Below are 24,287 nucleotides of genomic sequence, written 5' to 3' on the forward strand. Positions count from 1 at the left end.
AAACACCTATTAAATGAAACATCTCCATTTTGCGATTACGTAAGCCCGCACTCAACGCATTAACCGCACGAATACGAGCAATATCTAGATAGGACCTTATTGTCATGACTATCAATTACAATCGACGCATACAATAGACCCACTTAACATCTGCTTAGTACGTCCTCTTATCGAATGTCAAAATGAGAAAACAGCGTTTCTCATTTTGAAAAATTACAACCAAATCAAGTTATCTTATTGATATTTAGACATTAAATTATTGGCATGCTATCTGCTCCTGTATCAACAACTAGTCAAGGAGAGTGCATCATGGAATTACGTAAAATCGAAGCAAGTGAAACAATTCTTACCCTAGTCATCAATGGTAATTTGGACGCCGCTGGTAGCCGAAGTGCTCAACCCCACATCGATGAAATCATTGCAGACCAATCCGAAAGGGAAATTGAGATTGATTTTAGCCAAGTGCAATTTCTCGATTCATCAGGCGTTGGCGCTATCGTGTATTTGTACAAACGCCTTATCGAGCGCCATCGCACTATGCGTATCGAAAACGTTTCAGGACAACCGCTTGAAATCATGAACTTACTACGTATTGACCAAGCAATTCCGGTTAATTCCCATACTCATTAAAATTATAAATCAAGGAAGTTGGCATGGTGACTCTAATCAAATACATAGCCCTAACTGCGACCATAATAAGCGTTTTAGGTTGTACCAGTTATCCAGAGCACGGTCAGGGAGGGCTTGCAGAAAACTATATTCAATCCAAATTCACTCCCGTGATGCCTGACGAACCGCTCGGCCCTGAGCATGGGCTGCGGTTTGATTGGCAACTGGCAAAATTGCATTTGGATTCGTTAATCCGAGAAGGTGCACGTTGGTGTTTCCCAGCAGCTGTGGTTCAAGCCCTAGAGAAGCAGAATAGAATCGCTCGAGAACTAGAAGGCGGCTTACTGCTTGATGCGGCAAATGACATCGTTATTCAGCGTAAACGTCTCAATGAGCTCGAGCTACAACTTGATTACGTTACCTCTCAAACTAAATGTGTACCGCCAGTCAATGAAGGTGAATTCCACCAGCGTTTGGCCATGATCGATCAACTGTTTAACTTGCTTAATGTTGATAATCAGTTCGCATTTAACTCTTCTGAAATCAACCCTAAATACATGGGTCATCTTGCTAAAGCGGCAAATATCTTGGCCGAACACCCTAGCCTAAATTTAAACGTCACCGGCCACGCAGACTCCGTTGGCGACGTAGCTTACAACGAGAAGTTGGCTATGGATCGAGCTCAACAAGTTAAACGTTACTTATCCATATTCGGTTTAGCTCCAAGCCGAATCGCCACTCAATCTGTTGGCGATACTCTACCTCTTTATGAAGGTGACTCTGAAGGTGTAAGACTCACAAACCGCCGTGTCAGCATTGAAGTTGTCGATACGCAAGAGAAAGCAATGACGCTACAAGGAGGTTATCATGCGATGGACTAAGCTAATCATAAGCGCGTTATTTCTGCTCGGCACATTGAACCTTACTTTTGCTAGTGAAACGGTTCGAGTTCAAGTTGGCGATCTTGTACAAGTCAACTTGCCTGGAGAAGCTTCGCTAAACAAAGGCTTTCAGGTCGACAAGCGAGGCCGAATCACGCTACCTGAAGTCGGTACTTTGTACGTTGCTGGATATACAGAGCAGCAATTAGAACAATCTGTTTTGGAAGCACTAGATAAAGTTTATCGTGACTTATCATCCGCTAAGATATTTATTTCAGAGCAACAAATCCTCATCTCCGTTCAAGGTTATGTCAACTCACCTGGTGAGTATACCCTAAGCAAAAGCGCCGACGTGCAAATGGCTCTTCATGCCGCAGGTGGCATTCGCCCAGGCGCGCAGCTTAACAACCTTTTGATCAAGCGTGGAAAAGATAAGATCAAGTTCAATTACAAATCCTTCTTGGATACGGGTAATGAAAGTGAACTACCACAATTGCAATCTCTCGATACTATCTTCGTCCCTACTTCTCCTTTAGTGGGCAACATCGAACAAGAGTTTGATTCCAGTAAGCTCGCTGATGCTGGTGACAGCGCGGATGGCAGAACTGCAATCAAAGTGTTTGGCGAGGTAAATGCTCCAGGATCATTTAGCTATAAGAGCAATACGGATCTAGTCGACATCCTAATGAGAGCTGGCGGAGTGACCCGCTACGCATCGGTAGAGCAAATCCGAGTAATTACGAGTAACAGCCCTCAACTGTTTAACTTGAAAACATACCTCGATAGCGGTGATGTCTCATTACTGCCTGTTTTAAAACCGGGTGCCACTATCTTTGTGCCAAAACAAGAAGAGGAAATCAAAGCTGGTGCCAATGTCATCTATATCATGGGTGAAGTCGCTCACCCTGGAGCATACGAGGGGAAAAGTAACGCTTCGTTTATGGACATTCTTGCTAATGCTGGTGGCCCAACGCGGTTCGCAGAGTCTCGACAGATCCGCTTACTCAAGGCTAACGGGAAAGTGGTTAAGTTCGACCTGACCGCATTTACCGAAGGTTTAACTGGCCATAAGCCACCGAAGATCGAGGCCGGTGACGCAATTTTTGTCCCAGAAAAAACAGACATGAACGAAAAGTCCTGGTTGAAGATTTCGCCAAACAGAGCCGTCAGCGTCATGGGTGAAGTGGTGCGCCCAGGCAGAATCGAGTGGTCAGATGAAATGAATTTGATCGACTTATTATCCCATGTGGGCGGCCCAACGTTGCGAGCAGATACTTCAAAAATTGAAGTTGTAACACAGGCTGGTCGTATGGAGGTATTTAACCTCGACGAGTTTATCTTAAACGGCGCTCGCAGTTCCGACTTGCCCCACATAAGCGCAGGCTCAATCGTAAGAGTTCATGACCTTCCTCAGGACCCATCAGACAATAAATCGCAATGGGTACGCCAAAGCTCAGATGCTTCAATTTATGTCTTTGGTCAGGTCAATGCTCCAGGGCGCTATCGCTTTACCGAAGATATGCATTTCCTTGATATTTTATCGGCAGCAGACGGTCCAACCAAAGACGCCGATATCCATAATATTCGCATTACGCATCGTGACAAAACTTACGCCAAAGTCAGTCGATTGAATTTGTCACTTTACTTTGAAACAGGTGATGAAAGCTTACTGCCAAACGTTACTATGGGGGATACCATTTATATCCCCGAAAAAGACAAAATCTGGCTGGATCGCTCTAAAGAATCTACGGTTCGAGTCCTCGGCGCAGTAAACAAGCCTGGTCGCTATGTTTTTGATGACAACATGACCATTTTGGATCTACTCGCTGAAGCTGGTGGTCCAGCAGAGAGAGCTTATCTTGAAAAGATCTCAATCGTAAACATGTCATGTTGCCAGGGCCAAGCCCGTACGTTTGACCTGATTGAGTTCAGTAAAACCGCCAACATCTATCAACTCCCTGTACTGCGTTCAGGCGACACCATCTACGTGCCTGACAAAGGTGAAAGTTTTCTAGAGAAAGCACGTGTTGGGTTAGAAGATATCCTCAGATTGACAACCACTATTGTTTTAATAGGAGCATTATGATGATTCCTGCGACGCATAGTGAAATAGAACAAATTTATCTCGCTGCGGAAATGAGCCAAAGCCGATCGTTATGTATAACCGCGTGCCAGTCAGGTGACGGCGTAACTTCGGTAACAACTGCATTAGCAGAACGTTACTTGCTGGCAGGGTTGAAAACCTTGGTTGTTGACCTCAACACTTTCCATCCTGCCTTTGAGTCTGCTGGGCTCTCTCTCAGTTCGACCGCTAACCAATGCGGGGTTCTTCTAGAGCATAAGGAATCTCACCAGCTCTTCACCGGTCTACCTGTACCAAACCAGCAATCCGAGCTGCTTAATCATAGAGATCCCACTCAGCTCTCGGGTAATGTTAAAGCTTGGCTATCCGACTTCGATCGCGTGATCTGCGACACCTCCCCGCTTCTACAGATGAATCGCAGCAACATTCCAGCTCAAGTCGTAGCAAGTGCGTGCGACCATACCATTATGGTTGTCATGGGTGGGCGAACCACATCAGGTCAACTGACGAAAGCTACAGAATTACTCAGCTCTCCATCTATTAACGTACTGGGCTCTGTCCTCAATTTAAAGCATCAAGCTACCTTAGGTCAGGAAATGGCTCGAGAGCTCAATAGATTAACCTTCTTGCCTAAAAAGTGGCGAGAGCGTCTTTGCGAAAAAATCCTAGCCAATGATTTATTGGCCCACTCTGCTTAGGAGGTCACCATGAAAGCTTGGATTACACTAATTATTTCAGGTCTATTGAGTGCTTCACTCCATGCACAAGTCTTCACCTTTGGCATTGTTCCCCAGCAATCTGCTAGCCGACTTGCATCACTATGGGATCCCATTCTTGAGCAAATCAGTGAACAAACCGGGCACACTATCGTGTTTAGTACCGCGTCGGATATCCCGACGTTCGAACAACGTCTACGTGAGGGGGAATACGACTTCTCGTATATGAACCCCTATCATTACAGTGTCTTTAGCCAAACTCCAGGCTATAGAGCAATGGCAAAAGCCAAAGATAAGTTGATTAAAGGCATTATCGTTGTCAGAAAAGACAGTGGCATCAACTCTGTGGAACAACTTCAAGACCAAACGCTAGCATTCCCATCACCCGCAGCCTTTGCGGCTTCGATTTTGACTCGAGACTACCTTCATCAATCTGGGGTAAGCTTCACTCCCTCCTATGTTTCTTCACACGACTCCGTCTACCTTTCAGTTGCAAAAGGTTTCTACCCTGCAGGTGGAGGCATTTTGCGAACATTCAACTCATTACCAGAAGAAACAAAAGAGTTGCTTACTCCAATTTGGCAAACCGAAGGTTACACCCCGCATGCAATCGCCGCCCACCCTAGGGTTCCAAGAGAAATCGTAGCTGCCGTTAGCCAAGCTTTGTTCGCTTTGAATGAGTCGCCACAGACACAACAGCTACTCACCAATCTGAACATTAAAGGCTTTGTTAATGCCAAAGACCAAGATTGGGATGATGTTCGTCGTCTACAAATTCAACTGTTATCGCAATAGGTGAACGTTATGTCGTTAAGATTTAAAACCATATTAGGTATCGCACTTATTGAGATTAGTGTGCTGATGATCCTCACCTTCAGTGCAATGAGCTTCATGTCTGACTCAAACGAGAAGCAGCTTATTCAGCGGGCAAATGGCGCGGCTACGATGTTTAGCCATGCGGCAAAAGACTCGGTACTGTCCACAGATCTTGCAACACTGAATGATTTAGTCGACGAATTCATTCAGATCGAAGATATTGCCTACGTACGAGTATTGCGAAACGGCGAAGAAATGGCATGCGCTGGCGACAAAGATCTTCTTGCCCGTCAAATGATTGAGGACAACTCGCTGGATGGCGTATCTGATGGCATCTATGATGTTCGAGTCCCTATCACCTTAGGCCAATCAAACTACGCTGTTGTCGACATCGGCTTTGAAACCAGCCCTATTAGCTCGATGCTAAGTGACGCACAGAAAGCCATTATCGGCATTGCATCAATTGAGGTTATTCTCGTAGCATTATTTTCCTTTATATTAGGCACTTACCTAACAAGAGGTTTATCTCGCCTGACCACAGCAGCTCATCAACTTGGTAAAAGTGGTCCAGGTTTCCAAATCAACGATTCGCGATCAGATGAACTCGGGGAAGTGGCTCGCGCATTTGACAATATGTCAGCTAAACTAGAGCAAGATTACAGTGACTTGAATACTGCTCGAAAAGACGCAGAACAAGCATGTAATTCAAAAAGCCGCTTCTTAGCCTCCATGTCTCATGAGATTCGCACACCAATGAATGGTGTGCTTGGCATTCTTAACATCTTAGAAGAAACCAAACTCACCAATGAACAGAAAAAGCTCGTTTCTACCGCCACTGAATCCGGACATTTTTTACTCTCTGTTATTAACGATATTCTTGATTTCACGCGTATGGAATCCAATACCCTTATATTGGAAAACAAACCATTTGATTTACACCGCTGTATTGCTAGCGTCGTAGACACCTTCCACCCAAGTGCAAGTGCTCAAGGTTTGATCCTTCATTGCTACATTGAACCGACTGTGCCAACGCTAGTGTTAGGTGACGAAAATCGAGTTAAACAGATACTGCTTAATTTGATCGGTAACGCCATCAAGTTTACCCATGAAGGCAGCATCCGCATTAAAGTCGATTGTGAAGTTGGCGAGGATAGCAGAGCAAATATCCGCTGTGAGGTCTCAGATACAGGTATCGGAATCAACAAGAGTGCGATTGATTACCTGTTCGATGAATTTACTATGGTTGATCAAACTTATTCACGCAGTAAAGAAGGCTCAGGGCTAGGTTTGGCAATCTGTAAGCGTCTAGTTACATTGATGGATGGCGATGTCACCGTGATCAGTGAGCCTGAAGTTGGTAGTACCTTCACTTTCAACATTAGATTAGAGCCTGCCACTAGTTCAGATTCTTCAGGAAACGAAAATTGCTCTACTCAAACTCTAGTTAGAAACGATCTCGCGATCTTAGTAGCAGAGGATAACAAGGCGAATCAACTGGTAATTAAAGAGATGTTTAAGCGATTAGATATCTCAATTGATATCGCAGAGAACGGCATCGCAGCAGTAAACCTCGTTAAGCAATATAACTACGACTTAATCTTCATGGACATTTCCATGCCTGAAATGGATGGCATGCAAGCGTGTAGAGCGATTCGAAAACTTGACGATTCCCGAAGTGCAACGACTCCAGTTATTGCCCTTACCGCCCACTCACTTGCAGGAGATAAGGAGAAGTTCCTTGCTAGTGGTATGAACGACTACATCTCTAAGCCCGTACGCCTATCCCAACTAGTTGAAAAAATTAACCAATTTATTTCTCAATCACCTCAAACTAGTGAGCAAGTCACTGAAAGTACGTCTATAGTTAATATGCAATCTGACGTAAATCAAACGACTGAGATTTGTGCAATCACAGTTAAAGCCACAAAGGATGATATAGATTTGGAACTTGTTGACGAAACGGTATTGCAGCAGATGGTTCAAGACACGAGTGCAGATGTCATTCCTTTGCTCATAGAACACTATGTCGAAGAGTCTACGCATCGCTTAGATAAAATTTATACCGCAATGGATAGTAGAGATACCGAGACCCTAGAGTTTGAAGCTCACACCCTTGGCAGTTCATCACTTGCATTAGGTAATAGGAGTCTCTCAAATTTGGCGAGAAAAATAGAACATCTATGTCGAGATGGCCAAAACCAAAGTGCATTTCAGCTGAAAGAACAACTGCAAGAGACCGCAGAAAAGTCCTTATTTGCCCTTGAACAACGAAAACTAAAAGGATTCACAGAATCTACTGGATAACGTGATAAGGATATCGTAATGAAACCAAAAGTATTATTGATTGAAGACTCAACGTCACTGGCAATCTTGTATAAGCAATACATAAAAGATGAGCCTTACGATCTCTTCCACGTTGAGACAGGCCGTGAGGCCATCGCATTTATTGAACGTAATGTTCCTCAGCTCGTTATCCTAGACCTAAAGCTTCCTGATATGGATGGCGAGGATATCTTAGATTGGATTAATGAACATCAAGTTCCTACATCAGTGATTGTCGCGACCGCTCACGGCTCGGTAAACGTTGCTGTAAGCTTAGTTCAAAAAGGCGCTAAGGATTTCTTAGAAAAACCTATTAATGCGGATCGACTAAAGACATCGATCACTCTCCATTTACAACAAGTTAAACTCGAATATCTGGTTGAAGATATCGAGTCTAAATTTGACCGAAGTCGATTCCATGGCTTCATTGGATCAAGCCTGCCCATGCAAGGGGTGTACAAAATCATCGACTCCGTTGCGCCTACTTCCGCCAGTGTCTTTATTATCGGTGAAAGTGGGACTGGTAAAGAAGTATGTGCTGAGGCGATTCACAAAGAGAGTAAACGCAAAGACAAGCCTTTCGTGGCTATCAACTGTGGCGCTATTCCCAAAGACTTAATGGAAAGCGAAATATTTGGCCACGTGAAAGGAGCGTTTACTGGAGCAACAACGGACAGGAAAGGCGCTGCTTCTCAAGCACATGGTGGCACCTTGTTTCTCGATGAGCTTTGCGAAATGGACTTGGAAATGCAAAAAAAGCTTCTGCGTTTCCTGCAAACAGGTACTTTTACGCCACTAGGGGCAAGTCGTGAAGTAAAAGTCGATGTACGCATTATTTGTGCAACCAACCGTGAACCACTTACCGAAGTCGAAGAAGGCCGGTTCCGCGAAGATTTGTACTATCGAGTCCACGTTGTTCCAATCGACATGCCTCCACTTAGAGAACGCGGCAACGATATCGCGACACTTGCAAACCACTTTCTCAAGCTTTATTCCAAGGAAGATGGCAAACAGTTTAAAGGAATAAACCGAGACGCAGAATCATTACTAAAACGATATGCTTGGCCAGGTAATGTCCGCCAGCTGCAAAACATTATCCGTAATATTGTGGTGCTCAATGACGATAGCAAACTGTTAGTACACCATTTACCTGAGCAAATAATCAAAGGACGCGCGGCTACATCAACCCAGCCTAAACCAAGTCATTCATTTTCTACAGTAGCAGCGGCTGCAGATCCTGTTTCTGAACCACTAAGAGATGAAGCGCCAAACATCAATGGCAGTATGGATGACTCGCCTTGTCAAATTCGCCCCATGTGGCAAATCGAGAGAGAAACCATCCAGCAAGCTATCGACCACTGTGATGGCAACGTGCTTAATGCGGCAGTACTTCTAGAGCTTAGCCCTTCGACCGTGTACCGTAAGAAACAAGCATGGGAAGCTGAGGATGAGCAGCAATACACCGACTAATGTTTGGTTAATCATCGATAGCTTAGCCTTTGGCGGGATTGAAAGTCATGTCGTTCAACTCGCCAAGGGACTCAAGCAGTTTGAAGCGTCCGTCTTTGTCTGGATAGTGCGTAAATACGATGCCCCTCCTGCTCTGTGCGAGCATCTTGACGCAAATGACATCCCGCACAATTTCTTAGCCGATAGGCCACTCCAATCTCTTCCCACTTTGCTCAGCCATATCAAACAAAGGTCACCGGATGTGATTCACGCACACGGCTATAAGGCGAGCTTGCTCGCGAAAGCAGCTCGGCTAACAACGGGAATCCACCAGGTATCGACTTATCACGCAGGGGAAACACCCGTAGGCTTAGTGTATCTTTATGACATTATCGATCGATATACCGCTGCGCTGTCTTCTACTTCGATCGCCGTAAGTGCTCTTATTCAAGAAAAACTGCCTTGTCGGTCAACTTACCTCAACAACTTTGTTGATAGTCATTATTCATCTCCAATCCACGGGCATCAAACGGCTTTTGTGGGCCGCTTAAGTCATGAAAAAGCCGCAGATAGATTCGTGTCTATGGGTCATATGTTTCCCGATCAAGCCTTTGATATCTATGGTACCGGCCCAGATCAGGATCAGCTTAGCCACACTGCCCCTGAAAATGTTCGTTTTCATGGCTACCAATCCGATATGGAGCAAGTCTGGCCGCAGATCGATGTGTTGATCATCTGTTCACGTTTTGAAGGCCTGCCCATGACAGCGTTGGAGGCAATGGCGAGAGGAATTATCGTCATGTCATTGAATGTAGGTAACCTAGCTAAACTCATCCAACATGGTCAAAATGGCTACTTGTTTGATGATTTTTCTGCATTATGCGAATTTTATAGTGGTTTCCAAACCCTACCCGATTCTGAGCTCAACCAAGTCCGCCTCAACGCCCAGCAAACTATCCAGCACTCTTTTTCTCCTCAAGCACTGATTCCAAAACTACTCGAAATCTATCGCCCTAATGAATCAATCTGATTGTCAAATTGAAATAAGCGGCCAATAAAAATAAAAGTGATTACTTTTCAAAGCCTTAACAACATTTAAAATTGGCACCCTCTTTGCTCTAACTATTTTAGTAACGAAGTTTGTAGCGAAAAGGAGAACGTCATGGCTCAAAAAATCTTGTTTGTGCACTATGGTGATGACTGGATTAGAGGCAGCGAACGCTGCTTACTCGATTTGGTAAAGTATTTAGACTTACGCCACTATACGCCATTCGTCTGGACCAATAATCGTACCCTTATTAAGCAACTTAGCTTGATGAACATCGCCAACGAGCTTAATCATTTTCCTTTGCTGCTAGGTTGGAAAGCCCCTCGCTATGATGCGGTAAGCTGGCTCAATCTGATTGAATATGGATGCCACATTATCGAGCGAGAACAGATTGAACTCGTTCATGTAAATAGTGCAGCTCCTTGCCAATGGATGATTGCTGCGGCGCGTATCAAAGGCGTCCCACTGGTCACACAACTTCATTGTGGATACACGGTTAGAGATCGCCTTACACTAGGCTTGCATACTAGCCCACACGTGATAGCAGTCAGCCAATACGTTGCAACCCCACTTCTCAATGATGGCTATCCAGCAAACAATCTAACTGTCATCCACAACGGTATTGATACCCAAGCTCTCATTGAACAACCTAAAGTGGATGTTAAGAAAAAACTCGGTATCCCCAAACAGCATTTTGTCTTTGCGACTGTCGGCTCGCTCATTCACCGTAAAGGTATTGACCGCTTAATGACCGCTTTGCGCCACCTCACTTTAGAGTACCCAAATGCCCATTTGGTCGTAATTGGTGATGGACCGTTACGTGAGAACTTAGAGAACCAAGCCGAATACTTACGCCTGTCTCGCCACATTCATTTTGTAGGTGAGCAAAAGAATGTCGTGGGTTGGCTTAAAGGATGTAATGCCTTTGTCAGCGGAGCTCGCAGTGAGGCCTTTGGCTTAGTCGTTGCAGAAGCGTCTTTAGCACAAATTCCCGTGATAGCTCCCCATGAAGGCGGAATCCCAGAGTTTGTACACCATGGCAAAACAGGTGTCTTATACAAAAATAAGGGCATTAACGGATTAACAAAAGCAATGCGGTTTGTTATTGCCAACCCAAAACTCAGCAGCCATTTTGCCGAAAATGCCTATGAGTCCATTATTCGCGACCATGACTTAGACGTCACCTGTCGCGCGGTAGAGAAAGTCTACATGAAGCTATGGGCAAGTGAACAAGGAAAACCTTTGGGTCTATTAAGAACGCTCCTTCCTTTGAAAACATTTGTCGCAAAACGCTTAAATTTAGGAGGTCAACATGTCTAAGCTTCCTATTACGCTCATTTATGATCCGATTATGTTCAAAGGAGGGTCAAAAGTCGCGACAAGTGACGCTTTGAATCTATGCAGTAATCAGACGCAATACTTTGTTGTTGTCACTGCTGACTCCGAGTTTTGGGAAAAGACAGAGTTTTACAAAAAGCACCAGCCAAGAGTTTACGACCTGCCATTAAGCAAGTGGCTTACCTTGCATCACAACGGATTACTCTATTGGTTGGAGCAGCTTGTTGCCGCCTTTATTCTTATGTTTTTCATCGCGCGATTTAGAGGTGTAGCAACACTACTTGGAGGCTCTGGGCCGGGTATTGATATGCCTTTATATCTCGTGCAAAAGATGACCGGAAAACACGTAGTGCAGTGGGTGCACGGTAACGTAGGTTGCTCTCGATCCATCGGATATTGTTTGATCAATGCTTCTGCTGTGTTTTATTTGCCTTCCACTAAACAGAGTATTCTCAAGGCAATGGGATGTTATACCGCCCGCACACTGAGAAATGAAGATGTAGAAGCAATCGCAGACCTTTACTTTCATTCAGAAAACTACTTTGAAACGATAAACGGCATTGCCAAGAGCCGTTGGCCGACCCCAGTTCAACGTTCTTTACCCGTCGCTTTTTGGGCAGCATCGTTATTAAAGTGGAAAGGCTTAGAAACCTTAATTGATGCGATCAAACACGCCAACACCGTTCAACCCGTACCAGTCAACATCTGCTATATCAAGCCTCGCAATACCCAACTGCCTGTGTCTAACGCCCCCATTAACCTTCGCCATACCCAATGGTATCAAGACCCTAGAAATTTGGATGAGATCCGCAGTCAATCAAACATCTTTATATCGACTAGTCGTGGCGAACCTTTTGGGCTCTCTATATTGGAAGCGTTAGCCGCAGGTATGTGCGTGTTGCTGCCTTCAGACAACGCATATTGGGATCAAAAACTTACCCATAATAAAAACTGCATTAAGTACCAGCCCGATGATCCGCACTCACTGTGTAATGCCCTTCTTTACGCATTTAATGAAAGAGATGTCATGGAACGCTGCTGCAATGAGGCGATAAAAGTGGCCAAAGAATTTAAAGCCGAGGCGCGATATCAAAGCTTTGCTCGCTATCTAGATTGCAACGAAACCCTAGTCGCGCAAAAATAACAAGGGGCCTGATATGTCGAACAATTCGATTAAAAACATGAGCCTATATGCGATAAGTCTTTTTTTGGTCAAAGGGATGTCGCTGCTTACACTGCCGTTAATGGCCAATTATCTATCGCCTGATCAGCTTGGACACCTTGAGTTTATTGGTGTGACTACAGTATTTTTCTCCATGCTAATCGGCTTAGCCATGCACGAGAACTTGTATCGATTTATCGGCACCATCAAAAATCAAGTACAGAGGACGAAAACAGCCGGTCAACTCTACACCGCTACGATACTTATCTCGGCTGGGCTGGGCATTTCCACCTTTACAATCTACAACCTTCTTGGAGCACCACTATCTGAAATCAGCGAAACCCAATCTTTTTTGATCGGCATTGTATTATGCTATGAAGCGCCCTTAGCTATTGGCTTGGCGTGGCTTCGCTTACACAATCAAGCAATGTTGTTCTTCAAAGTCTGCATGTTGACGGTGTTTGCGCAGATTAGTTTGCTGGTTTCAATTTTGTTATATCAACCTGACGTAACTCTAATCTTCGCTGCAAATGTCTTATGTACACTTGGGCAATTTGTATTTCTTCACTGTTACCTTCCATTTAAGATCCACTTGCCTACATGGGAGAGATTACAAGGTTATTTGCGATATTCCACCCCATTAATGCTTTCTGCAATGGTGGCATTTGCACTAAGTGGTGCAGAAAGATGGTTCATTGCTGGATACACAGATCTTACTACGCTAGGAATCTACGCTATCGCGGCAAAATTTGCCTTAGCGGTCGGAATTATGATTCAGCCATTTCATATGTGGTGGATGCCGAAACGATTCCAAGTACAAGAGACTAAAGGAAACTTATCCGTCGCCAAAACGATTCAACAAGGCGCTCTATTACTCTGCGTTATCGCAGTTGCACTATCGTGGGCAAGCCAACTATTCATCACATTAGCGCTACCCGATATTTATCACCAAGCGGCGAAGCTAGTCACGATGACAATTCTCATCATGGTGTTTAAAGAGCTTACTGAAATGATCAACATTGGTATTTTATACGCTAAACAAACGACTAAGTTGCTCTACATAAACCTCACAGCCATCGCAATCGCATTTACCATCGGAGCCTTGACTATCGATCACGGTATAGAGGCAATATTGACAGCGTTGCTCTGTGGACAAGTCAGTCGATTTTTGTTTGCGTTGATTATCAGTCAAAAACTGCTTCCATTGCCTTACAATATTGGCGCTACTTTTGGTTTGATTTCATTAAGCGTGCTACTCATTTTCAGTGGCGGTTTTGATCAAACTCAGGCGATAACTTGGTTGATGCTCTTCCTTCAACCTCTTGCCCTAATCTCCTATGCTCATCGAGTTAAGCTCATTGAGCTTAAACTGATTCGAAAACAACTCGCTCACTCGAAATCCACCCTGTCTAGTGGCAAGGGTAAGGAACGCCATTATGGCTAGTTTGGAATCACGCCGTAGTTCCATCATTGCCATGACACTGCTGTGTGGGGCATTAACCATATTGTGGAGTATGGCGCCCCACCCGGCTCTAATAGCCGTCATATGCTTGGTGCCCTTTGGCATTCTGTTTGTGCTAAACCAAACCTTTTGGCTGGTTAGTCTGTTTGTTCTTTTTTCTTTCTTTCGTATACACGAGGCTTTCCCTGCTCTTTACTCACTGAAGATTCCACTACTGCTCTCATTAGGGGCTCTGGCTGCGCTAGTATGGCATACCCTTATTAGCGGTCAGGTAAAGCCTTATTGGCATAACAACTTAACTCAATTGGCAGTGTTTTGGCTCCTCGTCACCGTAGGCATTGTGCTTGCTTCTAATCCAGGTTTATCCATTACATTTTTCAAAAATATTTATTGGAAAATCATCATCATGACGCTTGCCATTGCCTGGTTGGTGGATACTGAATCCACGGTTAAGAAAATCGCAACACTTATCATCATATCGGGACTTCTGATTTCCAGTGTAGCTATCTTTAACTCACTAAACGGCATCGGACTCGTTGAGGGAACACGCGTCACTATTGGTCGACAGTTAGGATCCATGTTGGGTGATCCTAACGATTTATCGCTGGTTCTAATGTTTCCTTTAGCCTTTGCGATCTCGTTTGCTTCAACCAAAGGCATTGGACTAGCTAGACTCCTGGGTGCTATCGGGGTCATCCTTGCAGTCTGGGCTGTGTTAGCCACCCAAAGCCGCGGCGGACTGCTAGGATCCTTAGCTGTTTTTGGCATGTTCGGACTTAGGCTGATCAAATCCAAAACCTTATTAATAATGCTCGGAATAATGGCAGCATCTGCACTCTTCTTAATGGCGGGTATTTCAGACCGCCAATCTGGAGGCGCTGCAGAAGAAGGCATCGACGCATCGGCAATGGGACGTCTTTATGCGTGGGAAGCGGCGTTTAAAATGGCGCTACATAACCCTCTCTCTGGGGTTGGCCTTAACAATTTCTATGCAAATTACTTCTTCTATAGCCCTCACTGGGACGGTCTGAACCATGCCGTTCACAGTACTTGGTTTGGTGTGCTTGCCGAAACGGGCTTTCTCGGATTAGCCGTGTTTATATGGATGATTAGCGGATTGATTAAAACAAGCCGAACTACGCTTAGAAAACTCGATCAAAACCCGACAGTGTTCTCACCACACTTCGTCGCAACCGCAATGGCCGTGTACGCTGGTATTGTAGGTACTATTGTCTCGGGGACCTTTTTAACTCAAGGATTTACGTGGCCGATTTACATATTGGCGGCACTCTGTATCGCGATTTCTCGCATTACTCAAAATTCAACTCAAAATGAGAAACCAAATTCTCACCTGCAATAGGGAATTCTAAGGTATTGATTTAATTTAAATTTAAGTTTGGCACGTTATATGTAGTAGTTAGCACATTACACTTATAACGAAGGTGGCAATATGTTAGCTCAACAACTCAACGGTTTTAAAGTATGGCTAAAACAGAGTGACAGCCCAACATCACGAAAGCTGTTTTCTATTCTGAAAACGATAAGAGCATGCGACCTACCCACGCCCAATTGGCTAAATCGACTGATACTAAGTCTCTATTCATTAAGTATGAGCACCATCGCTAACGTTTCTCGCATATTAATCCATACTCCGGCATTTAAAGGACGCCTCACTCACTATGGCCGAGGCTTATATTTGTTTGGAGGCGTTCCCTTTGTGTCAGGCCCCTTAGAAATATCGGTTGGCAGCGATTGTCGAATATCAGGGCAAACCACTTTTAGTGGCAGACCTCAGTCTATCCGACCGCAACTCGTTGTCGGTAGCAATGTCGACATAGGCTGGCAAAGCACATTCGCCGTCGGAAGAAAAATTGAAATCAAAGATAACGTCCGCATAGCCGGTCGAGCGTTCTTTTTCGGCTATTCCGGCCACTCCCTCGATGCAACATTGCGGGCTCAAGGGGCTGGAGATCGTGATGAAGATGTAGGTGATATCACGCTTGAAAAAGATGTTTGGATAGGAACCAATGTAACCATTTGCCCAAACGTCACCGTAGGAGAAGGATCCATCATTGGCACTGGCAGTGTCGTAACCAAAAGCATCCCCCCCTTTGTTGTAGCGGCAGGTAACCCAGCAAAAGTTGTTCGCCAATTAAAAAAGGAGCCTAGTCATGCGTGATCTCATCGTTTTTGGAGAAGATTTTGGCGGGCTTCCATCCAGTACCCAGCACCTCATCACTCGCCTCGCATCAGATCGCCGTGTACTTTGGGTAAACTCTATTGGGTTACGTCAGCCCCGCTTCAACCTAAAGGACATGGGTCGAGCCTTCAACAAACTGGTAGGTAAAGCAAAGAAAGGCTATGGGAATGTTACGACGACTCACCCAAATATTCATGTCGCAAACATAAAGACCATTCCTGCACCGTGTTCCGATCTCGCAAGAAAGCTTGCCAAATCGATGATCGTAGCTCAGCTCAAGCCGCTAATCGCAAAGCTAAAACTACGCTCACCAATCCTTTGGACATCTTTACCAACGGCTGCCGATCTATGCGGCTCATTAAACGAATCGGCTGTTGTCTATTACTGTGGTGACGATTTTTCCTCTCTTGCGGGTGTTGATCACGACGTAGTTCGCCAGCACGAACTGGACTTAGTTTCACAAGCACACTTGGTCCTCGCAGCAAGTAATGAATTGTGCCGTAAGTTTCCCAGCGTAAAGACCCATTTACTACCGCATGGTGTCGACATGTCGCTATTCAGTCAGCCACGCAGCCGAGCGAATGACCTACCCACCAGCGGCAAACCCATAGCGGGTTTCTATGGCAGTTTGTCAAATTGGTTGGATTACGACATGCTTGGCCTACTTTGCAAACAGCGACCTGACTGGGAGTTTGTCTTTATCGGACCAATAGAAGTAAACGAAAACCCATTGCCCAAATTAGCCAATGTTCACTACCTAGGGCCAAAGCCTCACCATCAATTACCAAGTTATAGCCAGCACTGGAATGTGGGTTTACTACCGTTTGTACTCAATGGACAAATTTTGTCTTGCAGCCCATTAAAATTAATGGAGTACCTTGCTGCTGGTTCTCCTGTTATTTCATCGCCCTTCCCTGCAAGCCGCAGTTATCGTGAACATATTCATTTCGCCCATACCGCAGAGCAATACAGTGATGCGTTAGATAACGTTTTAATCCAACAAAAACCTACAGTTCTGAAGCTGAAAGAAGAAAGTTGGGATAGCCGCAGTAACGAGCTTTCTCGATTACTGGAGGCAATATGAACGAGTTAAAGCTCAGATTTATCATATTGCTTAATGCAGCTTGGCGTCAGCGCTATGTCATTTTGTTGCCCATCATGATTCTGCCATTTGCAGGATACTTTGTTGGCAAAATGGCTCCCGCTCAGTATGTCTCTCACACGAGCATGTTGATTCAAGAAACCGCCAAGATGAATCCTTTTCTGGAAGATATTGCTGTATCTACCATGTTAAAAGAGCGCTTAAATGCCTTAAGCACATTATTGAAAAGTCGCCATGTGCTGACAGCCGTCGCAACCGAGCACCAACTGATTCATGACACAATGACTCCTGCTGAGAAAGACCGGGTCATCAACCGCCTAGCCAATAATTTAACTGTCACTCAACCAGGTAAGGATTTTCTCAAAATAACCCTTTCATCCCCTAGTCCGCTTGGAATGAAGGAGCTACTTGAGTCAATTAGTGACCATTTCATTGAGCAGCTCCTAGCTCCAGAACGTTCATCAATTAAAGATTCTGCCGAGTTCCTCGCGATTCACATTGAACAAAGAAGATTGGAACTAGAGAAGGCTGACATCAAGCTTGCGGCATTCAAAAATCAGTACGCTTCCGTAACGCCTGAAATGCAGAGCCAGAGCCTCTCAAGACTCGCATCACTAAAACAGACTCTTGCCGAAAAAGAAGCCGAGTTATCTGGTGTAAAAAGAAGTCTTGGATCATTAGATCAACAGTTATCTCGTACGAACCCCGTAGTTGGCAGGATTGAGGAGCAAATTATCGAGACTCGTAGCGAGCTTACCCTGCTCAAAGCCAAATACACCAACAGCCATAGTGCTGTTCAAGGGAAAGAACGTGAGCTTAGAAGATTAGAAAGCGAACGAAATCAGTTGATTCAGTTAGAACAACCTAACGTTGATAGTAATCAGCTTTGGGATATCGCAAGCAGTAACAGTCTGTCTGAATTAGGCGACGCACAGCCCCTATTGGTTACTCAGTTGCACAACTTGCAGCTTGTGCGTAGTCGGTATGAATCTTTATCAGAAGAAACTAAAAGTCTGCAAACCATGATCGAAGAGTTGGAAAAATCAGCAAACCAATTCGGAGACCGAGCAAGAACCCTTTATCAACTGGACCGTGAGGTGAATTTAAAACGCCAACTTTATGATGAGTTAGTTCAACGCTACGAAATGGCCCAGTTGACAGGCTCACTTGGAGTATTTGAACAAAGCAAACGGGTAAAAATTATCGACCTACCCTATACCCCAAGCCATCCTTCAAACCTACCTATATTCATTTTCATCGTCGCTGGCTTAGTTGCGGGAATTGGCTTAGGCGGCGGTATTGCCACCTTTATCGAACTGTTCAACTCATCCATTCGTCGTATCGAAGAAATTGAATCGATCACGAAAGCTCCAGTACTCACCTACCTTCCAAAAATAAAATAACTTTGTCATCACGAGATTCAAAATGACTCTCCAGATTAAATTTACCAAAAATTATCTCTAAACAACTGTTATTTAAAAACTTAATTCTTGGCACACCCTATGCTTTAGGTAGTAAAACAAGATAAGAAATGTGTCGACGCATAAGGATTCGATCATGAAAAAAACACCAAAAGTTATCGTCCATGTTGTACAGCACCTTGCTCCCGGTGGGCTAGAGTCCCTTGCACTGAATATGCTTGCGTTTTCCAACCTAAACCATCGGATATTACTCGTCAGTCTTGAGGGCTATAAAGCAGATGCCATATCCAAATGGCCCAAGCTCGCCAAATATGAAAAACAGCTACTGTTCTTATCAAAGCCCCAAGGTAAAAGTGGGAAAACCCTGTTTCAGTTGTATAAACTGTTTCGCTTACTTAAGCCTCATTGTGTTCACACCCATCACATTGGCCCAATACTGTATGGCGCCATCGCGGCACGCTTAGCAGGCATCAGTATTAGAATCCATACCGAGCATGATGCTTGGCATTTGCACTCCTTTAAGCAACGCCTGATCCAGAGCTTTGCCTTAAGGGTCGCTAAACCTCGCTTAGTCGCCGACGCACAGCGTGTGAGTGACCAGCTCAACGAATACTTTTCTTATCAAGATTTAACCGTTATCAAAAACGGAATCGACTGTGAGCACTTTAAGCCAGGCTCGAAACCCTTAGCACGCCAAGCTCTTGGATTGCCTGTCAATGCTAAAATCATTGGCTCAGCAGGACGACTAGAAGAGGTCAAAGGGCATGACGTACTAATAAAAACCTTACCCCTGCTAAGCCCCTATGTCCATTTGGTGATTGCAGGTAACGGAAGTCGTCGTGCTCAGTTAGAGACACAGGCAAATGCTCTAGGTGTCGCCAATAGAGTCACTTTTCTTGGCTTAGTAGAAGATATGCCTCGGTTCTACCAGTCTCTCGATTTGTTTTGTTTACCTTCACGCTCCGAAGGCTTCCCTCTTTCAACATTAGAAGCGCAAGCGTGCGGTGTAAAAAGCATTGCTACAGACGTCGGGGCCTGTAACGAAACTCTTGATCCAGCGACAGGTGTTTTAGTGCCAAGTGAAGACCACCAGCACTTAGCTAATGCGATTCAACAATCGCTATACGCCCCTATCACATCAAGCCCAAGAGCATTCGTGCTGGCTCATAACGACATAAGACAAATGATCCACGCCTACAATACATTGACTGAGGAGAAACTCGCATGATCGATTTAACGCTTATGCTTACTTTTGGTGTTAGTGCGCTTCTCATCATTTATCACCACGTAGGTTATCCAGTAATTTTGGCGTGGTACTCCAAAAGTCACCCACTGAAAGCACTTCGACATAAAGTTCGAGGATTCAAAACACAAAACAGTGACCAAGATTGCGCTACCGTGACCATTTTGATTCCCGCTTACAACGAAGAGCAATGGATAGCAGACAAAATTCGTAATCTCGCCTCTCTAGACTACCCAAAGAAAAAGTTCAAAGTGATCATTGCCTGTGATGGCTGTACAGACAACACCGTATTAAGAGCCGAAGAGACCATACAAGAAGCCATTTGCTGTGATACTCATTTTGAGATTCACGCTTATGAGAAAAACCGAGGCAAAGTGGCGGTGGTTAACGATCAAATGAAAAACATCACCAGCGATATCACTGCACTCAGTGACGTGTCAGCCATCGTTTCTTTGGATGCTTTATGGATTGCTAACAGGCACTTCAGTAACCCAGAAGTCGGGGTTGTTAATGGCGCATATACCCTATTCGATACTCAGAACAAGGGTGAGCAAAAGTATTGGCAATATCAAAGCCAAGTCAAAATGAACGAAGCCACGTTTGGTTCAACACTTGGAGCACATGGCGCATTCTACCTGTTTAGAACCCACTTGTTTGATGACTTACAAGCAAACACCATCAACGATGACTTCATATTACCGATGAAAATTGTCAAAAAAGGGTATTTGGCGGAATACGACAGCAATATGACCGCCCTTGAACTAGAAGCATCCTCCGAAAGCATGGACTTTAAGCGCCGCTTGCGTATTTCTGCTGGAAACATGCAACAAGCGATCTTGTTAGCGGAAATGTTTTTACCACGCCATGGAGGCGTTGCCTTTGCGTTTTTGTCTGGAAAAGGACTGAGATTACTCACCCCTTATTTGATGATTGCCTGCTTAGTCAGCTCTGCGATGCTAATTGAACAACCGCTGTTTAGCCTTGCGTTAATCGCTCAGCTTGCTATCTACAGTCTCGCTTTTCTAAGCTATCAGTTCCCTTTTATTTTCCGACACAAAGTATGCAAATTAATTCTCTATATCGTCGCGGGCCACGTTGCCAATTTTGTCGGCGGTGTTCGTTACCTACTTGGCATTGAGAGCGGTAAGTGGTCAAAATTGAACCACTAAGGAGTTTATTATGAGTAATGCCTCTACACCTATTACGATCTATATTACTAAGCGTTTATTTGATCTTCTCAGCTCATTAATCGCCTTACTGCTTCTTTCACCCGTCATGCCTCTGATTGCCATTGCAATCAAAGCGAGCTCACCCGGCCCAGTATTTTATAAGCAGCTTAGAGTGGGCAAATCGACACCGGATCGCATGATGTTTTTTGAGATCATCAAGTTTAGAACTATGTACCAAGATGCGGAGCAACTCACCGGCGCGGTCTGGGCGACCGAGAATGACCCGCGTATTACACCTGTTGGACGTTTCTTGCGTAAAACCAGGCTAGATGAGATCCCGCAGCTGTTTAACGTCATTCGTGGAGAGATGTCTTTGATCGGCCCAAGACCGGAGCGTCCAAGCTTTTATAATAAACTGGAGACCGCCATTCCATTTTTTGCTGACAGAACCTATGGCGTTATGCCTGGTATTACAGGGTTGGCTCAAGTCAATCAAGGGTATGACACCTGTATTGACGACGTTCGCCGTAAAGTGGGTTTTGACCATAGCTATGCACTCTCTTTGCGCTCTCTTCGCTCTTGGCTCGCGATGGATATCAACATCATCACCCGTACGATTGTTGTCATGTTTGATGGCCGAGGCCGTTAATCACATCCTCAAAACTAATGGTTAGCCAGAGATGGGCTAGCCATTGGTTATCTGTTTACGTATCCAATCCACAAAGCAACGCTGCTTCACTGTCAGCTCTTTTTGTTCCGCCAATAAATAGTATCGGCATCCTGTCGGCATTGGTGTCGGAGTCAGCGGAAATACCAGTTTCTCACTTTCTAATTCAGCTTGAATTAAGTTAACCCGACCCAACGCGATACCTGCGTGATTAACTGCAGCATGCACTGCTAAGTCAGAGCGGTCAAAGCCAATCGCGCGACACGACTTTAAGTCAACATGACGGTGGTGTTCTTGCCAACTCTTCCACTCGTTAGTATGCGTGTCTAGATGCCAAGCTTGGTTGTCGTGAAGCAAAACACAGTGTTCAAGACTTGCCCCGTCCTGGCCTAGTGCCATCTTTCGAGCATAGCTAGGACTGCAAACAGGGACGACCTGCTCTTCAAATAAGCTTTCTGAATAGGCGTAGGTCGGCGCGACATGATCGTAATAGATGGCTAAATCAATGCCATGACGAGTCAAATCAAGATTATCATTTCCCGTTAATAGCTTTACCTCAATGGAAGGGTGTTGCTGAATAAAATCATTTAACCTTGGGACTAGCCAACCGTAAGCAAAAGAAGGACGCACATAAAGCGTGAGCACTCCTGCAATACTCCCTTTTTGAACGAGCATAAGCTCATTGCCAATCTGTGCCAACGAAACGGTTAAGGTTTGATAAATTTGCTGCCCTTGAGGCGTAAGAAAAATCTGTCGATGCTTTCGCTCAAACAGCAGAATATCAAGGTCTCGCTCCAATTTAGCAATCTGGTGTGAGACAGCACTCGGCGTCAAACAGAGCTCCTCTGCAGCCAAGGCAAAAGACCCTAACCTTGCTGCCACTTCGAATGTGTTCAGTTTCGCTAAATGAAGGCTCGACAATGTCGAAAAATTTGCTCGATTCATTACCCGCTCTTACATGATAGAATCTAATCGTTACCTCTATTTTATACAATAAAGCCGCAACATAGTTGAATTTCACTCATCTATTAATGATATTTAATCATTTGTCATCACTTCTAACGCACGCTTAAATGGAATGACCATAAATCGATAAATAACTGCCATGCACCCTTTAGCTGAACAATACCCATTAATAACGTCGCTCATCGCACTAGAAGAAAGCCATTGGTTTAATTCCAACACGACTTCTTTGGCAGAAGCGCTGCCTTTTGTTGGGCTCAGTCAAGAAGATGTCTATGAAGCCTCTGAGAGACTCAAACGATTCGCACCCTACATCGCAAAAGCGTTTCCAGAAACGGCGAAAAGCAATGGCGTCATTGAATCTCCTCTACGTGCTATCAGCGCCATGCAACACCAACTGAATCAGCATTACAACACTGAAATGCTCGGTAAATTGTTGTTAAAGCTCGATAGTCACTTACCTATATCTGGGTCCATTAAAGCGCGAGGCGGTATTTATGAGGTCTTAACGCACGCAGAACAGTTAGCTATCACGCACGGCAAGCTCGCGTTTGATGATGACTACAGTAAACTCGATAACCAAGAGTTTCGCGCTTTCTTCTCTCAATTTAGTATTGCCGTAGGTTCAACCGGAAATCTCGGGTTATCCATTGGAATTATTAGCGCGAAGCTAGGTTTCAAAGTGACTGTTCATATGTCAGCCGATGCTAGGCCATGGAAAAAGGACAAGCTCAGAAGTCACAGAGTCACGGTTATCGAGTATCAAAGCGATTACGGTGTCGCAGTTGAACAAGGAAGGTTAGAGGCAGAGAAAGACCCACATTGCTTTTTCATTGATGATGAGAACTCTAGGACTCTATTTCTTGGTTACGCCGTCGCTGGCGAACGGTTAAAGCAACAATTACAGACCAAAGGCATTACCATCAATAAAGAACGCCCTCTTTTTGTTTACCTGCCCTGTGGAGTTGGTGGTGGGCCTGGAGGTGTCGCATTTGGCTTAAAACTGGCGTTGGGTGATCACGTCCACTGCCTGTTTGCAGAGCCTACTCATTCACCATGTATGTTACTTGGCGTGCATACTGGCCTACATGACAGTATATCAGTACAAGATATCGGCATCGACAATATCACTGCAGCCGATGGTTTGGCTGTAGGCCGCGCTTCAGGGTTTGTTGGCAGAGCAATGGAGAGACTCATTGATGGTTATTACACAGTGAGTGACAAAACACTATTTGATCATTTGCGGTGTCTCGATAAAAGTGAGTCCATTCAACTAGAGCCCTCTGCCCTTGCTGGTATGAAAGGGCCGGCGATCGTCTCTACCAATCACGATTATCTAGCACGTCTCGGTTATTCTCAGCAATCTCTCGATAACTCCTTACACATTGTATGGGCAACCGGGGGCGGTATGGTTCCCGCGGAAGAAATGGCCAAATACTTGGGCAAATAAAGTATGATGAAGTGCACATTTCTTCATCCAAGCGGTTCAAAAAACAGGCTTTTTGATTAGATGTAAAGCAAACAGTTTAAAAACCAATAATTTGCTCTTGCACGCGTGAATAACTCTCGGTAATATCCATGTCGTTCTTAAGGAATGGGTCCGTAGCTCAGTTGGTTAGAGTACTACCTTGACATG

At 44.7% G+C, this 24,287-nt stretch carries 20 protein-coding genes; 19 read left to right on the forward strand and 1 reads right to left on the reverse strand.

Features of this window, described 5'->3' with window-relative positions:
• Nucleotides 1-309 precede the first annotated feature (309 nt).
• From AC4MRV_RS09910 to AC4MRV_RS09995, 18 genes are all read left to right on the forward strand, one after another.
• On the forward strand, nt 310-630 hold the full coding sequence (locus AC4MRV_RS09910; RefSeq protein ID WP_491187187.1) for an STAS domain-containing protein: 321 nt from the start codon (nt 310-312) through the stop codon (nt 628-630).
• A 23-nt stretch (nt 631-653) separates the two neighbouring features.
• Complete coding sequence (locus tag AC4MRV_RS09915; protein WP_491187188.1) at nt 654-1,490, forward strand: OmpA family protein; 837 nt, start codon at nt 654-656, stop codon at nt 1,488-1,490.
• Nucleotides 1,477-3,576 carry an SLBB domain-containing protein gene (locus AC4MRV_RS09920; protein WP_491187189.1) on the forward strand — a complete coding sequence of 700 codons (2,100 nt, stop codon included), beginning with the start codon at nt 1,477-1,479 and terminating at the stop codon, nt 3,574-3,576. Before AC4MRV_RS09915 ends, AC4MRV_RS09920 begins: the two co-directional genes overlap by 14 nt.
• The gene (locus AC4MRV_RS09925) at nt 3,573-4,271 is read left to right on the forward strand and encodes a P-loop NTPase family protein (protein WP_491187190.1); all 699 of its coding nucleotides are present in this window, start codon (nt 3,573-3,575) and stop codon (nt 4,269-4,271) included. Before AC4MRV_RS09920 ends, AC4MRV_RS09925 begins: the two co-directional genes overlap by 4 nt.
• A gap of 9 nt (nt 4,272-4,280) precedes the next feature.
• Nucleotides 4,281-5,084 carry a phosphate/phosphite/phosphonate ABC transporter substrate-binding protein gene (locus tag AC4MRV_RS09930; protein ID WP_491187191.1) on the forward strand — a complete coding sequence of 268 codons (804 nt, stop codon included), beginning with the start codon at nt 4,281-4,283 and terminating at the stop codon, nt 5,082-5,084.
• Between the two features lie 9 nt (nt 5,085-5,093).
• Nucleotides 5,094-7,409 carry an ATP-binding protein gene (locus AC4MRV_RS09935; RefSeq protein ID WP_491187192.1) on the forward strand — a complete coding sequence of 772 codons (2,316 nt, stop codon included), beginning with the start codon at nt 5,094-5,096 and terminating at the stop codon, nt 7,407-7,409.
• Between the two features lie 18 nt (nt 7,410-7,427).
• Nucleotides 7,428-8,897, forward strand: a complete 1,470-nt coding sequence (locus tag AC4MRV_RS09940) for a sigma-54-dependent transcriptional regulator (RefSeq protein ID WP_491187193.1) — start codon at nt 7,428-7,430, stop codon at nt 8,895-8,897.
• The gene (locus AC4MRV_RS09945; RefSeq protein WP_491187194.1) at nt 8,875-9,906 is read left to right on the forward strand and encodes a glycosyltransferase family 4 protein; all 1,032 of its coding nucleotides are present in this window, start codon (nt 8,875-8,877) and stop codon (nt 9,904-9,906) included. The genes AC4MRV_RS09940 and AC4MRV_RS09945 overlap by 23 nt, the downstream gene beginning before the upstream one ends.
• 132 nt (nt 9,907-10,038) lie before the next feature.
• The gene (locus tag AC4MRV_RS09950; protein ID WP_491187195.1) at nt 10,039-11,244 is read left to right on the forward strand and encodes a glycosyltransferase family 4 protein; all 1,206 of its coding nucleotides are present in this window, start codon (nt 10,039-10,041) and stop codon (nt 11,242-11,244) included.
• Nucleotides 11,237-12,406, forward strand: coding sequence for a glycosyltransferase family 4 protein (locus AC4MRV_RS09955; protein WP_491187196.1), 1,170 nt, complete (start codon nt 11,237-11,239; stop codon nt 12,404-12,406). The genes AC4MRV_RS09950 and AC4MRV_RS09955 overlap by 8 nt, the downstream gene beginning before the upstream one ends.
• A gap of 13 nt (nt 12,407-12,419) precedes the next feature.
• Nucleotides 12,420-13,868, forward strand: coding sequence for a lipopolysaccharide biosynthesis protein (locus AC4MRV_RS09960; protein ID WP_491187197.1), 1,449 nt, complete (start codon nt 12,420-12,422; stop codon nt 13,866-13,868).
• A complete protein-coding gene (locus tag AC4MRV_RS09965) occupies nt 13,861-15,246 on the forward strand; it encodes an O-antigen ligase family protein (protein WP_491187198.1) in 1,386 nt (461 codons plus the stop codon). The genes AC4MRV_RS09960 and AC4MRV_RS09965 overlap by 8 nt, the downstream gene beginning before the upstream one ends.
• Nucleotides 15,247-15,336: 90 nt before the next feature.
• The gene (locus tag AC4MRV_RS09970; RefSeq protein WP_491187199.1) at nt 15,337-16,065 is read left to right on the forward strand and encodes an acyltransferase; all 729 of its coding nucleotides are present in this window, start codon (nt 15,337-15,339) and stop codon (nt 16,063-16,065) included.
• On the forward strand, nt 16,058-17,170 hold the full coding sequence (locus AC4MRV_RS09975) for a glycosyltransferase (protein ID WP_491187200.1): 1,113 nt from the start codon (nt 16,058-16,060) through the stop codon (nt 17,168-17,170). The genes AC4MRV_RS09970 and AC4MRV_RS09975 overlap by 8 nt, the downstream gene beginning before the upstream one ends.
• Nucleotides 17,167-18,591, forward strand: a complete 1,425-nt coding sequence (locus AC4MRV_RS09980) for a GumC family protein (protein WP_491187201.1) — start codon at nt 17,167-17,169, stop codon at nt 18,589-18,591. The genes AC4MRV_RS09975 and AC4MRV_RS09980 overlap by 4 nt, the downstream gene beginning before the upstream one ends.
• Before the next feature lie 154 nt (nt 18,592-18,745).
• Nucleotides 18,746-19,837 carry a glycosyltransferase gene (locus tag AC4MRV_RS09985; protein WP_491187202.1) on the forward strand — a complete coding sequence of 364 codons (1,092 nt, stop codon included), beginning with the start codon at nt 18,746-18,748 and terminating at the stop codon, nt 19,835-19,837.
• Nucleotides 19,834-21,021 (forward strand): glycosyltransferase family 2 protein, encoded by a 1,188-nt coding sequence (locus AC4MRV_RS09990; RefSeq protein ID WP_491187203.1) that lies wholly within the window; start codon nt 19,834-19,836, stop codon nt 21,019-21,021. The genes AC4MRV_RS09985 and AC4MRV_RS09990 overlap by 4 nt, the downstream gene beginning before the upstream one ends.
• Nucleotides 21,022-21,031: 10 nt before the next feature.
• Nucleotides 21,032-21,670, forward strand: coding sequence for a sugar transferase (locus AC4MRV_RS09995; RefSeq protein ID WP_491187204.1), 639 nt, complete (start codon nt 21,032-21,034; stop codon nt 21,668-21,670).
• A 36-nt stretch (nt 21,671-21,706) separates the two neighbouring features.
• On the opposite strand, the gene dsdC is transcribed toward AC4MRV_RS09995, so the two are convergent.
• Nucleotides 21,707-22,633: a DNA-binding transcriptional regulator DsdC gene (gene dsdC, locus AC4MRV_RS10000; RefSeq protein WP_491187205.1), complete on the reverse strand. Its 927-nt coding sequence runs from the start codon at nt 22,631-22,633 to the stop codon at nt 21,707-21,709.
• A 160-nt stretch (nt 22,634-22,793) separates the two neighbouring features.
• On the opposite strand from dsdC, the gene dsdA reads away from it, so the two are divergent.
• Nucleotides 22,794-24,101, forward strand: a complete 1,308-nt coding sequence (gene dsdA / locus AC4MRV_RS10005; protein ID WP_491187206.1) for a D-serine ammonia-lyase — start codon at nt 22,794-22,796, stop codon at nt 24,099-24,101.
• Nucleotides 24,102-24,287: the final 186 nt, after the last annotated feature.

Source organism: Vibrio sp., from assembly GCF_984391705.1.